Source organism: Rufibacter ruber (assembly GCF_001647275.1).
Classification (GTDB): Bacteria; Bacteroidota; Bacteroidia; order Cytophagales; family Hymenobacteraceae; genus Nibribacter; species Nibribacter ruber_C.
Genome location: NZ_LRMM01000004.1, coordinates 107,543 through 121,746, shown reverse-complemented (window position 1 = coordinate 121,746; position 14,204 = coordinate 107,543). Strand labels below are relative to the sequence as shown.

General features: G+C 54.0%; 15 protein-coding genes. 6 read left to right on the top strand and 9 right to left on the bottom strand.

Features of this window, described 5'->3' with window-relative positions:
• Positions 1-53: 53 nt before the first annotated feature.
• Positions 54-494 carry a hypothetical protein gene (locus tag A8O25_RS02980; RefSeq protein WP_066830642.1) on the bottom strand — a complete coding sequence of 147 codons (441 nt, stop codon included), beginning with the start codon at positions 492-494 and terminating at the stop codon, positions 54-56.
• Between the two features lie 223 nt (positions 495-717).
• Positions 718-2,409, bottom strand: coding sequence for an amino acid permease (locus tag A8O25_RS02975; RefSeq protein ID WP_066830641.1), 1,692 nt, complete (start codon positions 2,407-2,409; stop codon positions 718-720).
• Between the two features lie 126 nt (positions 2,410-2,535).
• Here A8O25_RS02975 and A8O25_RS02970 point away from each other — a divergent pair, with 126 nt between their 5' ends.
• Positions 2,536-3,297 (top strand): carboxypeptidase-like regulatory domain-containing protein, encoded by a 762-nt coding sequence (locus A8O25_RS02970; protein ID WP_082893406.1) that lies wholly within the window; start codon positions 2,536-2,538, stop codon positions 3,295-3,297.
• A gap of 44 nt (positions 3,298-3,341) precedes the next feature.
• On the opposite strand, the gene A8O25_RS02965 is transcribed toward A8O25_RS02970, so the two are convergent.
• On the bottom strand, positions 3,342-4,529 hold the full coding sequence (locus A8O25_RS02965; protein WP_066830636.1) for a sensor histidine kinase: 1,188 nt from the start codon (positions 4,527-4,529) through the stop codon (positions 3,342-3,344).
• Between the two features lie 183 nt (positions 4,530-4,712).
• Between A8O25_RS02965 and hemA the strand changes: the two genes are divergently transcribed.
• Entirely contained in the window at positions 4,713-5,987 is a 1,275-nt protein-coding gene (gene hemA, locus A8O25_RS02960) for a glutamyl-tRNA reductase (protein WP_066830634.1), read from the top strand.
• A 117-nt stretch (positions 5,988-6,104) separates the two neighbouring features.
• Here the strand turns inward: hemA and A8O25_RS22840 are convergent, their stop codons facing one another.
• Positions 6,105-6,326: a hypothetical protein gene (locus A8O25_RS22840; protein ID WP_153042565.1), complete on the bottom strand. Its 222-nt coding sequence runs from the start codon at positions 6,324-6,326 to the stop codon at positions 6,105-6,107.
• Positions 6,327-6,514: 188 nt separating this feature from the next.
• Here A8O25_RS22840 and A8O25_RS02955 point away from each other — a divergent pair, with 188 nt between their 5' ends.
• Both A8O25_RS02955 and A8O25_RS22390 read left to right on the top strand, forming a co-directional pair.
• On the top strand, positions 6,515-7,300 hold the full coding sequence (locus tag A8O25_RS02955) for a phosphodiester glycosidase family protein (protein ID WP_066830632.1): 786 nt from the start codon (positions 6,515-6,517) through the stop codon (positions 7,298-7,300).
• 17 nt (positions 7,301-7,317) lie between these two features.
• Positions 7,318-7,467, top strand: coding sequence for a phosphodiester glycosidase family protein (locus tag A8O25_RS22390; RefSeq protein WP_082893404.1), 150 nt, complete (start codon positions 7,318-7,320; stop codon positions 7,465-7,467).
• A gap of 56 nt (positions 7,468-7,523) precedes the next feature.
• Here the strand turns inward: A8O25_RS22390 and A8O25_RS02950 are convergent, their stop codons facing one another.
• The 4 genes from A8O25_RS02950 to A8O25_RS02935 form a co-directional block, all read right to left on the bottom strand.
• Complete coding sequence (locus tag A8O25_RS02950; protein ID WP_066830622.1) at positions 7,524-8,216, bottom strand: LytR/AlgR family response regulator transcription factor; 693 nt, start codon at positions 8,214-8,216, stop codon at positions 7,524-7,526.
• Positions 8,217-8,247: 31 nt separating this feature from the next.
• Positions 8,248-8,580, bottom strand: a complete 333-nt coding sequence (locus A8O25_RS02945; protein ID WP_066830619.1) for a LytS family sensor histidine kinase — start codon at positions 8,578-8,580, stop codon at positions 8,248-8,250.
• Positions 8,577-9,311: a histidine kinase gene (locus tag A8O25_RS02940; RefSeq protein ID WP_066830616.1), complete on the bottom strand. Its 735-nt coding sequence runs from the start codon at positions 9,309-9,311 to the stop codon at positions 8,577-8,579. The genes A8O25_RS02945 and A8O25_RS02940 overlap by 4 nt, the downstream gene beginning before the upstream one ends.
• Positions 9,312-9,509: 198 nt before the next feature.
• A complete protein-coding gene (locus A8O25_RS02935; protein ID WP_066830613.1) occupies positions 9,510-9,818 on the bottom strand; it encodes an ArsR/SmtB family transcription factor in 309 nt (102 codons plus the stop codon).
• Positions 9,819-9,924: 106 nt separating this feature from the next.
• Here A8O25_RS02935 and A8O25_RS02930 point away from each other — a divergent pair, with 106 nt between their 5' ends.
• Together A8O25_RS02930 and A8O25_RS02925 are read left to right on the top strand one after the other, a co-directional pair.
• A complete protein-coding gene (locus A8O25_RS02930; RefSeq protein WP_066830610.1) occupies positions 9,925-10,998 on the top strand; it encodes an anhydro-N-acetylmuramic acid kinase in 1,074 nt (357 codons plus the stop codon).
• Positions 10,999-11,924: 926 nt separating this feature from the next.
• Positions 11,925-13,151, top strand: coding sequence for a Glu/Leu/Phe/Val dehydrogenase dimerization domain-containing protein (locus A8O25_RS02925; protein ID WP_066830608.1), 1,227 nt, complete (start codon positions 11,925-11,927; stop codon positions 13,149-13,151).
• A 680-nt stretch (positions 13,152-13,831) separates the two neighbouring features.
• Here the strand turns inward: A8O25_RS02925 and A8O25_RS02920 are convergent.
• Complete coding sequence (locus A8O25_RS02920; RefSeq protein ID WP_066830605.1) at positions 13,832-14,197, bottom strand: hypothetical protein; 366 nt, start codon at positions 14,195-14,197, stop codon at positions 13,832-13,834.
• Positions 14,198-14,204 lie beyond the last annotated feature (7 nt).

Sequence of the window (14,204 nt, the reverse complement as noted above, 5' to 3'; positions counted from 1 at the left end):
CCCATTGGGCAAAGAAGCGGCTTTGTCTCTGCCTGATGAAAAGCGGGAAGGGGTTATTTCCGTTTTGGCAGCACTTCTACCTCATGCAGGTTAGAAAGCCAGTTCACGGCCCCTGACTCTGAGGTAAACACGTTAATGGTGGTGTTGCTGCTGAAAGCGTTGAGTTTTTCAAGGCCTACGTTGTCCCGCACATGGGTGAAATGGGCCGGCGAAAGCAGATAACCAATGTAGCTCTTGTGCCCTAGCCGCCCTTCCGCCTCCAGAAAAAACTCATCCAGAATCCAGGCTTCGTCTTCGGGCGTAGCCCCACCCCGCCCTCTCAGGTCAATGAGCCAGAGGTGAACGTTCAACTCTTCGGCAAAGGCCAGCGCGTCAAGGTAGCCCTTGCGCAACTGCTCTGAATTCACCTGCTTGGTCCAGCGCATGAACAGGATGCCCATGTCTTCCCGGTAGGAAAGACGCAGATGGCTTTCTAGTAGTTCTCTCTCAATCACGGTCCGTCAGGCTAGGTAGGTAATTTTCCATAAAAATAACCTGTTTCCGGCAAGCTTCCTAAAATTACCGCAACCTTTTTGCAACCATTTTAAAATTCAACCGTAGCTGCTTCTGCTCTGCCTTAATATAGCTAGTATACAGGCATTTTAACAGCAAAGGCCCTTTCTCTTCACCAGAGAAAGGGCCTTTGCCCTAAGCACATTCTGCAATACGGGAGAGCCGCTATGAGCGGGCTGCCAGTTTGCTGTTCCGGTAGCTGTACCCAAAGTAGATAGCCAGGCCAATGAGCAGCCACACGGTGAACAGCAGCCAGTTGTTCACCCCTAACTGGGTCATCAGGTACAGGTTGGTCAGGAGCCCCAGAACCGGCAGCAGTGACAGACGTTTGGTAAATGACACCACCGCCAGCAGCACACAGGAGATCAGGAACACCAGCATGGGGATTTCATGCCTGAAGGTTTCATACCCGCCGTCAAACGCCACCGCACTCCAGAAGGCATCTACGTTTTCGCGGTTGTACAACAATACCAGCACCCCGCCTATGAGCAGCAGCAACGGCACCAGAAACCGTCCGCTCAGGTAAGGCACCTTGAAGCGGGCTTCTGAGGTGCCATGCGGGTCAATGATCAAGATGCCGCCGCACACCAGGGCAAAGGCGAACAGGGTGCCAATACTGGTGAGGTCAATCACCAGATCCATGTTCAGGAGCAGCGCCGGCACGCCTACAAAGAAACCGGTCACCAGCGTGGAGAAAGACGGTGTTCTGAACCTGGGGTGGATCTTAGAGAAAACCGGGGGCAATAACCCGTCGCGCGACATGGTCATCCAGATGCGGGGCTGGCCAATCTGGAACACCAGCAGCACCGAGGCCATGGCAAAAATGGCACTCACCGCCACCACGCCCGCCAGCCAGTCAACCCCTACTTTGGTGAACACATACGCCAACGGGTCACCTACGGCCAGTTCTGTATAGGGCACCATCCCCGTGAGTACCAGCGTGATAATCACGTACAAGACCGTGCAGATAATGAGCGCGTAAATCATGGCGCGGGGCAAATCGCGCTGCGGGTTTTTACACTCCTCTGCGGTAGTGCTAATGGCGTCAAAGCCAATATAGGCGAAGAACACCGCGCTCACGCCTTTCAAGACGCCCCCCACGCCATTGGGCGCAAACGGGCTCCAGTTGGCCGGGTTCACGTAGAAAATCCCCACGGCAATCACCACCAGCACCACAATCATCTTGAGCACCACCAGCAGGTTAGACGCATTCTTAGATTCTTTGATCCCAATGTACACCAGGGTGGTGATGACCAGGTTGATCATGAAGGCGGGCAAGTCTACCACCAGCTTCCCGCCTAAGAAGTCTGGGGCGGCCAGCCACGTGTTGTACGCCTCCAGCTGCACCGGATCTGCCGCCGTGAGCGGTTGCCCCGCCTGCAACAACGCCACTACCTCCTCATACCCTTTATGCGCGCTCTGGGTCCCCATGGTGAGCCACGCCGGAATATCCCAGCCCATGCCGCTCAAAAGGCCGGTAAAGTAATCGCTCCAGGAAATAGCCACCACAATGTTCCCCACCGTGTATTCCATGATGAGCGCCCAGCCAATGATCCAGGCTGCCAGCTCCCCAAACGAGGCGTAGGCATAGGTATAGGCAGAGCCGCTGGCGGGAATAGTGGCCGCAAACTGGGCGTAGCAGAGCGCTGAAAACGCACACGCGATGGCGGTGAATACAAACAGCATTGACACTGCCGGGCCGCCGTCATAGCTGGCGTTGCCAATGGTACTGAAAATACCGGCCCCAATGATGGCGGCAATGCCCAGCGAGGTTAGATCACGCACAGACAGGTTTCGCTCCAGCCCCTCCTCCACCGAGCCCACATGGGCGGCTACATCGGCGGGCGGGGTGTGCATCACATTGCTTAAACTCTTGCGGCGGAATAGACTTTTAAAGCTCACTTGTTCGGTTTGGTGTAGAAATTCAGGGTAAAAGTTAAGGAAAATATTCTGAATGCGTATATTTAGGAAAGCCCCAGCCCCATGACCAGCCGCCGTCTCACCCTTACCGTGCCCCAGCCCTGCCAACAGTCCTGGGCTGACATGACGCCTCACAGCCAAGGCCGTTACTGCCCCAGCTGCCAGAAAACCGTGGTAGATTTTACTTCTATGACTGATGCGGACGTGGTTGAATGGTTTGCCAAACAGAAAGGGGAAACCTGTGGCCGTTTCAAAGAAAACCAACTAAATAGAGAGCTAGTCGCTATTTCCCTTCCGCAGCGGAAGTGGGCGTGGCGGGCAGCCCTGTTGGGGATTACGGCTTGGCTAAGTTCAACATCGGCAGAAGCCCAGAGCATGAAAACTGGTAAAGTTACCCAACCGCAACCCACCGCCCCTTCTGTTTCTCCGCTTAAAATACCAGCAAAAGGCCAATCATCCATCTACAAAGGAGTAGTCCTGGATTCTGCCAGTCTGCAACCTATGCCGGGCGTAACGGTTCATCTTTCCGGAACGTCTATCTCTATCTTAACCGGGGTCCAGGGCGAATTCCAATTGGCTATTCCTGATAGTGCAGGCAGAAACCCTTCCCTCCAGATTTCTTTCATTGGATATCTCACCGAGACTCTTCCACTAAAAGAGCTGGACAGCCGAAACAGGAGTGCCATACGGCTGCGGCCAGACCGTGCACAATTATCACAGGTGGTAGTGATGGCAGGAGCGGTAGCGATAGTGAAAAATCCGCCAGTTCAGCAAAACAAAAAGCTACCTACCTTCTTCCAGAGATTAAAGGAGAAGCTTTTCTAACCCTGTTTCCAGCCTCTTTTTTCAAAAACAGGCCAAAAACGCACTTATCTATTCAGAATCAACCGGAACGTGGTGCCCTTGCCCACCTCAGAAGATTTCACAAACAGCCGGCCCTCATGGTAGTTCTCAATGATTCTTCGCGCCAGCGCGAGGCCCAGGCCCCAGCCGCGTTTTTTGGTGGTGTACCCGGGCAAAAAGACTTCTTCCTGCTTGGTTTTGGGAATGCCTTTGCCGGTATCCTGTATATCTAACGCCAACGCGTCTTTGGCCCCCGCCCGCACCAGACGCAGCGTAATGCTGCCCTTGCCCTCCATGGCGTCAACGGCGTTTTTACAGATGTTCTCAATAACCCACTCAAACAGCGGCACGTTCACTTTGGCGGTGGTCTCTGGCGGGAAGTCTGACTCTACCACAATGCTCACCTTGTTAGACACGCGGTTGCGCAGGTAACCAATGGCGTTTTCCACCACCCGCAGAATAGGCTCGTCTTTGAGCACCGGCACTGAGCCAATGTTGGAGAAGCGCTCAGTGATGATCTCCAGCCGCTTCACGTCTTTGCCCAGCTCCTCCACAATGGGCTCGTTCTCAAACCGCGGGCTGGCTTTCAGGTACTCATACCACGCCATCAAAGAAGACAGCGGTGTACCCAGCTGGTGCGCCGTCTCCTTGGCCAGGCCCACCCACACGCGGTTCTGTTCCGCCTTGCGGGAATAACTGAAGGCATAATAGGCAATGAGCGAGAGGCAGGCTATGACGGTGAGCTGCACATACGGGTAGTACCGCAGCTGGGTGAGCAGCTCAGAGTCTTTGTAAAAGATGTAATTCCTGAAATCATCCTGGTAGGCCACCACAATGGGCTTGTGCTGTGTCTTCATCTTGGCCACCTCGCGCTGCAGCAGGGCTTTTTTTCGCTTTTCTGAAATCTTTTCTGGAATGGTGAGGTTCTTATAAGCGAGTACGTTCTCCTGCTCGTCAGTCAGGATAACGGGCACTGACCGGTTGGCGTCAATGATCTCCTCCTGCACAAACACCAGGTTGTCTGAGTCAATCTCAGCGTTGCCCATGTATCTCAGGCCTTTGGCGTACAGGTCAATGAGTTGCTGCTCGCGCTCAGACAGCTTGGCCACCAGCAGGTTGGTATAGACCACGGTAGCCCCCCCAATCACCAACGCAACTATGATGATGAGCAGCTTTAGCCGTGATTTCTTAGAATAGATCTTAGTTGGAATCATGTACAGCCCTAACGATGTTCTGCCTACGTACGTGTGCAGAGAAAGGTACTTTCTGAGCGAAGATACACCATTGCCCCCTGCCTTAGCGCAATTTAGAACCTGTATAAATAACACATTTTAAGCGGTATCCTTCTTTTTTATACCAGATGGAAGTAATTTTGCAAGCTAGTTTAAAACTGCCGTATGCTTCACAATTTTAGAGCCGTCAGTCTTTCATATAAAAAAGCTCCCTTAGACATACGGGAGCTTATCGCCTTGGATGAGGGGTCGTGCCGACAGTTCCTGCAAACGCTCAAAAATTTCATTCAGGCAACTGACATTCTTGTACTCTCCACGTGCAACCGCACTGAAGTTTATTATACCTCTGATGCTGATTACAGCCACGAGATCGTGAAGCTGTTGGGCATTAGCAAGGGCATTGCCAATATTTCCCAGTACCTGGACTACTTCACCATAGTGAATGAGCACGCAGACGCCGTGCAGCACCTGTTCAACGTGGCCATGGGCCTAGACGCGCAGGTGGTGGGCGACATGCAGATCTCCAACCAGGTGAAGCAGGCCTACCAGTGGAGTGTAGACAACGAGGCCGCCGGCCCGTTCCTGCACCGCCTGCTGCACACCATCTTCTTCACCAACAAGCGCGTAGTGCAGGAAACGTCTTTCAGAGACGGGGCCGCCTCTACCTCTTACGCTGCCCTGGAGCTGGTGGAAAGCCTGGTGGCTGACATCACTGATCCTAAAATACTGGTAGTGGGCCTGGGTGAGATTGGCGCTGATGTCTGCCGCCACCTGCAAGACTCTGAGTTCAAAAACGTGAAAATAGCCAACCGTACCACCGCCAAGGCCCAGTTGCTGGCAGATGAGTGCGGCTTACAGGTGGTTCCGTTTGAGAACCTGGTAGAGGCCATGAAAGAGGCAGATGTGGTGATCTCTTCCATTGCCCGTGACGAGCCGTTCTTCACCAAAGAGATGGTAAGCCGCCTGAACGTGCTGACCTACAAGTTCTTCATTGACCTGAGCGTACCCCGCAGCGTGGAGCCGGAGATTGAGCAGATTCCGGGCGTACTGGTCTACAACATTGACACTATCCAGAACAAAGCCTCTGAGGCCCTGCAACGCCGCCTGGCCGCTGTGCCCCATGTAAAGCAGATCATCTCTGAGTCTATTGCCAGCTTTGAAGACTGGAGCCGGGAAATGAACGTGTCACCTACCATCCAGAAGCTGAAAAACGCACTGGAGAGCATACGCCAGGAGGAGATGGCCCGGTACATGAAGAAGCTGTCTACTGAAGAAGCCAAGCGCATGGACGAGATCACCAAGTCTATGATGCAGAAAATCATCAAGCTGCCGGTACTGCAACTCAAAGCCGCCTGCAAACGCGGCGAGGCCGAAACCCTCATTGACGTACTCACCGATCTGTTTGACCTGGAGAAACAGTCAGCAGAGGCGCACAGCTAAGAGCATCTTATTGACCACTACAGAACGGGACCTTCTTCACAGAGAGTCCCGTTTTCTTTTGCCCAAGGCAGACGCAGCTTGTTTTCCCCATGCATTGACATTCTAGTGGCTTACGTTTTAGGCCTGTTTCCAGAAAAGCGGGCCGAAAACGCCAATACCCTCGCTCTCCTCTGGAGGGTATGAGATGCCTGGGGCATCCCACCGCGTGACAAAATAAAAACCAAATACAGCAGAAACTCGGCCAGAGGCCGAAGGCACCCCACACTCGCCAGAGGCGAGCGAGATGAATTTATGCACCGTTGATTTAGAAGTTACGCATTGGGAGGTGAATCTTCCCAAAAGGTTTTATAATGTTCCCTTGTAGAGACCAGGCACCACCTTGTCTCTCACGCATTGCCACAAATTTCTTTGCGTTTTCGGCCTGTTTTGGACAAAATAGCCCGGAAACAGAAATTCACATTTCAAACCCGGCAAAAGCTTTACCTAAACGTTACCAAAAGTTACCCCCGGCTCTTTATATTGGCGGTATGAAAAAGTTGCTTCTTGCCCTCACCGCCGCCTGCGTCGCCTTCGTCAGTCAGGCACAGGTACGCTGGGTTCCCTCCCCCCCACACCAAGCGGGTTTACCAGCCTCCGTGAAAGTCTTCACCACCTCTGACTCCCTGGACGGCAAACCCTTCAAAGCCTATTATCTGGAGGCTGACCTGCAAGACCCTAAACTGGAGATTTTAACCCGCGTGGGCAACGGCAAGCGCTACACGCCCCAACAATATTTTGAGCAGGAACCGGGCCATGTGCTGGCCACCGTCAACACCACGTTCTTCTCCTTCGCAGACAACCGCAACCTGAACCTAGTCATCAATGACGGCAAAGTGCTGGCCCCGCAGGCTACCGTGAAGCGCAAGAACCCCCAGGGCACAGACACCCTCACCCTCTACCCCACCACCGGGGCCATCGGGTTTTTCCGGAACCGCACTGCAGACGTGGCCTGGGCCTACAACATGGGCAAGAAGCAGAAGACCATGCAGTTGGCCGCACCTTACGCTACCCAAGTGAACGGAAACCCCGCTCCTGCACCCAGCAAACGCACCGTGAAACACATGAAACGCTGGAAACCACGGGTGGCCGTGGGCGGTGGCCCGGTGCTGGTGCAAGACGGCAAGGTACACATCACGGCAGAGGAAGAACTGCGTGGCGGCGCCAGTTTCAGAGGGCCCAACCCGCGCACCGTGATGGGCTACACGCCCGATAACAAATTGATTATTCTCATGGTGGAAGGCCGCCACAAAGGCATTGCCGAGGGCGCAGCTTAGACCAGCTGGCCACCCTGATGGTAGGTTTAGGCTGCAAAGAAGCTTTGAACCTGGACGGCGGCGGCTCCAGTGCGCTGTATGTCAAAGGCAAAGACACCATCAAACCCTCAGACAAGGAAGGGCAGCGCCCGGTGCCGGCGGTGCTGGTGCTGAAATACAAGGAGTAAAGGCAGTCATTTTGGGCTTCGTATCTGGGAATGAGCCTAAAACGGGAATTGTGGTTCTATAACAGCTGCTGCAACAGATGGTCGCGGTAGGTGGGGGAGACGGGAAGGGGCTTGCCAGCTAGGGTGACCTGGTGCCGCTCTATCTTCTCAATCTTGTCAATGGCCACTACATAAGACCGGTGCACACGCACAAAACGCTGGGCGGGAAGTTTCTCCAGGGCCTCGGCCAGGGTCATGCGGGTGAGGGTACGGCGGTGCGGTTCATGAAAGGTGAGGTAATTATCATCGGTTTCAATGTAAAGCAGCTCAGACAGGCTCACGCGCTCCCAGTCATAGCCTACCTTCACAAACAGAAACTCCGGCGTAGCCCCCGGCCCAGCGTTGCCGGCCTGCTTGTGGGGCAATAGCTCCTGCGCGCGGGTGCAGGCCTGCAGAAACCTGGGAAAAGTAACGGGCTTGAGCAGATAATCTACCACGGCCAACTCAAACCCCTGTAGGGCAAACTCCGCAAAGGCGGTGGTAAAGACAAGGCTGGCCTTGTTGCCAATGAGTTTGGCTACTTCAATACCAGTAATGTCTGGCATCTTAATATCCAGGAAAACTAAGTCAACAGGGTGCTGCTGCAGATAGGCCAGGGCGTCAGAGGCGCTCACAAATGTTTCCTGCAACTGCAGGAAAGGCACTTTCTGCGCGTGCGCCTTTAGTACTTCCAGGGCAATGGGCTCGTCATCTAGGGCAATGCAGCGCATGGGCGTTTTCTTTTGAGGGAGTTTTTTAAAGTTACCGGTCTATCTGGCGCATGTCAAGCCTGAGCCTGACTTTGTAATGCGGTTGCTCTTCCAACACCAAATGGTGTTTTTGTGGGTACAGCAGGTTCAGGCGTTTTAGGGCATGCGCAAGGCCCGTGCCCGCGCCGTGGTCTTTTTGCCGCTCTGGCAATAGTTGGTTTTCCAGCACCATCTCCAATTGCCTGTCCTTCACCTGCAGGCAAAGGTGCACAAAACAGTCTTGGTCTAGGCTGATGCCGTACTTAAAGGCGTTTTCTATGAAAGGGATCAGCAGTAGCGGGGCAATGAGGGCGGGGGTTCCGTCATAGATTATTTCCGTCTTCACCTTAATATTCTCCCGCGCGGCAACCGCATTTGCTGCAGCTGCAGGTAATCTTGCAGGAACTTGATTTCGTTGGCTACCTCGGTCAGGTCCTCCTGCGCCTCTGTGAGTACATAGCGCATAATGCCAGCCAGCTGCTCCACGCTTTGCGCAGTTTTTTCTGCCTTCTCCAAGATAGCCGTTCCATACAGGCTGTTGAGGGTATTGAAAAAGAAGTGCGGGTTCAGGTGGGCTTTGATGGTGCTGAGTTCGGCCTGGGCATGGTGGCTTCTCTGTTCTGCCTCCCTGGCCTGCCTGGTGATGAGGTTGCGGGTAAGGGCATACAACACCGCATAGATGAACACTTCAAAAAACACCACCAGGAAATCTGCGGCCCCCACAGAGCCTTGAGGCGGCAAGGCCAGCAGCACCACCACCACCGTGCCCAAAGAAAGCAACACGCAGGCAAGGGCAAAGACTTTGATGCTTTTCCACTTAAAAACGAAATGGTAGAGCAGCTCCACCCCTACCGCCACTGCCAGAAACACCAGGGTTTCCCAGCGCAACACCGTTTCCCCCAGGCGCTGCCAAACGGTTACGGGAGAACCGTTCCCATAAAACAGGAAGTACCCCTCAGTGGCTACTCTGTAACTGTAAAAAGCGGTATCCAGTACCGTAAGGCCTGCCCAAACCAAAGCGGCGTGGATGATGGCCTGTTGCCCAATAGGAAGCGGCGTAAGGTTCTTGAGGTTCATAGGCTTGTGCGTTAATTGGTTCAAAGCAACAGAACCCAACGCACCTCCCCAAATAAAAGGGGTGAGCGCCCATGAGAAAGGGGTAAACCCATTCTCCCTAAAAAATTAAAACCGTTTCTAGCCTCCTTTTCAGAAAACAGGCCGGAAACGGTTCTGGGGGAATACTTACTTGATGGGGGAAACGGGCAAAGAGAAAGGCTACAGGTCGCCGCAGCACTCCTCCAGACAGTCAATCACATCAATCAGCTTGGGAATAGATAGGGAATAATAGATTTTGGTGCCCACCTTGAAAGACGAGAGAACCCCCTTGTCTTTCAGTGTGATCAAATGCTGTGACGCAATGGCTTGCGGGAGATCCAGGTACTGGTAGATCTCCGTTACAGTCATTTTATCTTCCTTACCCAGAAGATCCACGATGGCCAGCCTTTTAGGATGCGCCAACACCTTGAGCATGGACGCCGCCTTATCTATCTTCTTAGATTCCACTCTGGATAATAAACTTTTCATAAGGACACACTAAATCTGTACTACAATGAGGCGCGCAGCCCGCGCCCTTTAAACCCGCCTCATACCCCCTTTTGCGAGTTACCAGAACATTACGTTACTTTAACGCATGGAGAATTACCATGTTATAGGCATAATGTCTGGCACTTCGTTAGACGGAGTGGATCTGGCTTATTGCAGATTTACGTATAATGAAGGCAATTGGATATATAAAATACTTAATACAGAAACAGTTCCATATTCAGATATATGGGTACAGCGTCTGGCAGGCCTCACAGAGGTCAGCGCGGTAGAAATTATTGCCACAGACCGCGCTTACGGCCACTACCTGGGCGAGCTGGTAAAAGCCTTTGTAGACCGTCACCAGCTGCAGGTAGATTTTGTCTCTTCGCACGGCCACACGGTGTTTCACCAGCCCCAGCTGCATATCACCTTCCAGGTGGGCAGCGGCGCGTACCTGGCCGCCGCCGCCGAAGCACCCACCGTCTGCGACTTCAGAACCCTGGACATTGCCCTGGGCGGACAAGGTGCCCCTCTGGTCCCCATTGGCGACCGCCTGCTCTTCGCCGAATATGATTTCTGCCTCAACCTGGGCGGCATCTCCAACATCTCACAGGAAGGCCAGGACCGAAGGCTAGCGTTTGACATCTCCTGCTGCAACATGCTCCTGAACCCGCTGGCCGGGCAGCTGGGCATGCCCTATGATAAAAACGGTGACCAGGCCCGCTCCGGCAGCTTCAACCAAGCCCTGTTTGACCGTCTCAATGAGCCATCTTACTTTTCAGCCCCTTCCCCAAAATCAATTGGCAAGGAGTGGGCAGACGAAAACAGCTTACGGGCAATCCAGGAATCGAAAGCTGCTGTGCAGGACAAACTACACACCGCCTGCCACCACATGGGCTACCAGATTGCCCAGGCGGTACGCCAGCACGCTGACCAGCAACGGGGCAAACTCCTGCTCACCGGCGGCGGGGCGTTCAACTCTTTTTTGGTAGAGCAGATCAGACACTACTTAGGCCCCACCTTTGAGGTAGTGGTCCCCGAGCCGGAGCTGGTGAACTTCAAAGAAGCCCTCATCTTCGCGTTTCTGGGCGTACTGCGCTGGCGGCAGGAACCCAACTGCCTCCAAAGTGTGACCGGTGCCCGCCATGACAACTGCGGCGGCGCTATTTACTGGAATTAGCGTTTTTAGGCTGTTTTGGCGAAAACAGCCTAAAAACGGCAGTTGGCACAGACGCCCGCAGGTCTGATGAATGGCTAATAGCTGCTTATTGATTTTGGAGATGGAACTGGCCCGCAGCATGGGTCTCATACCATAAGCTGGGGCAAGTCTCCAGACTCGCCGGGAGCGCGCGGGGATCAATCAGCCATGCGTGCCCTCCCCCTCCCGGGAGGGGAGTTATCTGCAATGCGTGTCCTCCTGTGTCAACATCACCCTTCGCCCCCTTCAAAGGGGGAGTATCAAATATGCGTGGGAGACAAGGCGGTGCCTGGTCTCTACCATTCTCCGAAACGCCTGAACCAAACCAACAGGCAAGCAGCAATGCACAATCAACACTTCTGCTCTGACTGATGTGCGTAGCACGGGCCCGGCTCAGGCTAGCGGGACAGCAACGGTTACCTGCAGAGGCAGAATGAGCAAGTAAGGCAGTTACAGCAAAGGAACCCAAACCAGTCTTGGGGGTGAGCGCCTCTGTTCATACGGTGCCACTCCAGCGGCAACGCCAAAGGCGTAGTTTTAACAGCAGTGCTCACCGCCAGGACGGGCCCCGCGGCCGTGAGCGCTTACCGGAAAAGATGAAACAGGAACAGAAATGAAGCAACGTCAACAGCGGCAAAGCCAGGGGGACAACAGACTACACATTCCTGCCGCAGCCAAGGGAGCAGCAGACTAAGCATTTCAACAGCAGCCAGCAGCGCAACGAATCCGCCAACCGCACAGGCAACCCAGCAGGGAACAACAGGCTATGCCTGTCCATGGCAGCAGCAACAGCAGACCACGCCCTGCTTCAAGCAGAAAAGATATCCTCCAACAGCAAAACAATTTCCCCTTTACCAAACGCTAGTTATCCCCTACCTTTGCCAGGTAACCAAAGCAAACCTCCCGCTATGAAAGACCTGCTCGCCAAATTTGAGAACAAGCGCCCTGAGATTGTGTTTGAGTGGAAAGATTCTGAAACCGAGGCCGAAGGCTGGGTAGTCATCAACTCCCTGCGGGGCGGGGCGGCCGGCGGCGGAACCCGCATGCGCAAAGGCCTGGATAAACGCGAGGTGGAGTCTCTGGCCAAAACCATGGAGGTGAAGTTCACCGTATCGGGCCCGGCCATTGGCGGTGCCAAGTCTGGGATCAACTTTGACCCCGCTGACCCCAGGAAGCAGGGCGTGCTGGAGCGTTGGTACCGCGTGGTGTTCCCGCTGCTCAAAAACTACTACGGCACCGGCGGCGACCTGAACGTAGACGAGATCCATGAGGTAATTCCCATCACAGAAGAATACGGCCTGTGGCACCCGCAAGAAGGCATTGTCAACGGCCACTACCACGCCACAGAGCCACAAAAGATCAACAAGCTGGGCCAGCTGCGCCAGGGCGTGAGCAAGGTGCTGGAAGATGTAAACTATTCCCCTTCCCTCGCCCGCAAATACACCGTAGCCGACATGATCACGGGGTACGGCGTGGCCAAAGCGGTGTGCCATTACTATGAGATCTGGGGCGGCAACCTGAAAGGCAAACGCGCCATCATTCAGGGGTGGGGCAACGTGGGCGCGGCAGCCGCCTATTATCTGGCCAGTGAAGGCGCCCGGGTGGTAGGCATCATTGACCGCGCCGGCGGCCTGGTCAACCCAGCAGGTTTCTCTACAGAGAAAATCAATGATCTGTTCCTGAACCGCCACGGGAACACCTTAACCGCCAACAACCTCCTTTCTTTTGAAGAAGTGAACCAACGCATCTGGGACCTGGAGGCTGAAATCTTTATTCCGGCGGCGGCCTCCCGCCTGGTTACCCGGGATCAGGTAGAGCGCATGAAGGCCAACGGACTGGAAGTGATTTCCTGCGGAGCCAACGTGCCGTTCCAGGACCCGGAGATTTTCTTTGGGGCAACCGGCGAGTTTGCTGACCAGCACGTGTCTGTCATTCCTGACTTTGTGGCTAACTGCGGCATGGCCCGGGTGTTTGCCTATTTAATGGAGCAGGATGTGGAAATCACAGATGAGGCCATTTTCTCAGATATCTCCCGCACCATCAAAACAGCCCTGGAGAAAACGCATGACCGCAATCCGCAGAAAACAGAGATAGCCAAAACTTCCTTTGAGATTGCCCTGGGTCAATTGCTGTAAGTGCTGGTTTACACTGTGCTTCTGCAGCAAAAACGGGGAGCGGAAGGTGCTTCTAGAACGTTTTTAGAGCAACTTAGCCGCACTATGGGGCGGGGCAACCGCGATGCCAGATGCTTTTAAGGCCCGTTTGCAGCGCAATAGACAAACGTAAACTTGCTCAAAAGACTCAGAGAGATCAGTCAACCCGTTTTTGGCTGTTTTTCAGAAAACAGCCCAAAAACGGGTGCTTTGTTTTACACTTCCCGTCTCCCTGAAAGCATCTTGAGAAAAGTTAGACCCGCGTTTTGCAACAGGTCTTGCCGTTCGCCCCCTGTTCCCTAAGAGATGGTTTACATTTTGGCCTTGCTGGCGAAGAACGGGAGTAAAAGGTTCTGGCAAAGCATTTTTGTTCAGCATAGCAGCGCCCAAGTGAGAGAAATGGCAAAACCTGGTTCTTTTGATGCCGTTTTGGAGCGCAAAAGACCAAGGTAAACATGCGCCAAAACCCTTTCAGGAGGACAAAGTAAAGGCCAACAGATGCTCTTCTCTCTCCATTAGAAGAACCCGCCCGTGGCTCGCACAGACACTCCACTAATTTCTGTTTTCGGCCTATTTTTAAAAAAACAGCCCAAAAACAGAAATTTAAGTTCCTCTCCACGGCCAATGCGGAAATGGAGGTACTTCACCGGGGCTTTACCTGCTTAGAACTTCTTGAACCCAAGAGCCACTACCCGGTCAACGTCTGCCTGGTTTACCTTTACTTTGAAGATCCTCCCGCTGGCGCATTGGCAGGCCAGGCAAACAGCACCGTCTCCTAAGCTGCCGCTCACGGTGACCGCCAGCACGTCAACCCCCAGCTTCTCCAGGTGCTCCCTTACGCAGACGGTCTTGTCACCGCTCTTGTTGCAGTACCCCCAGGGATCAGCGCACTGCGTCTCTGGGTAAGCCAGCCACTGGCTGGAGGCATCAGAACCTTCGCCCTCTTGGGGCGAAGCCGGGATTTGGCAGGAAATCACGCTAAACACCATGCCTAGCACGCACAGCAAAGAAGAGATTTTACGTTTCATAGATTAA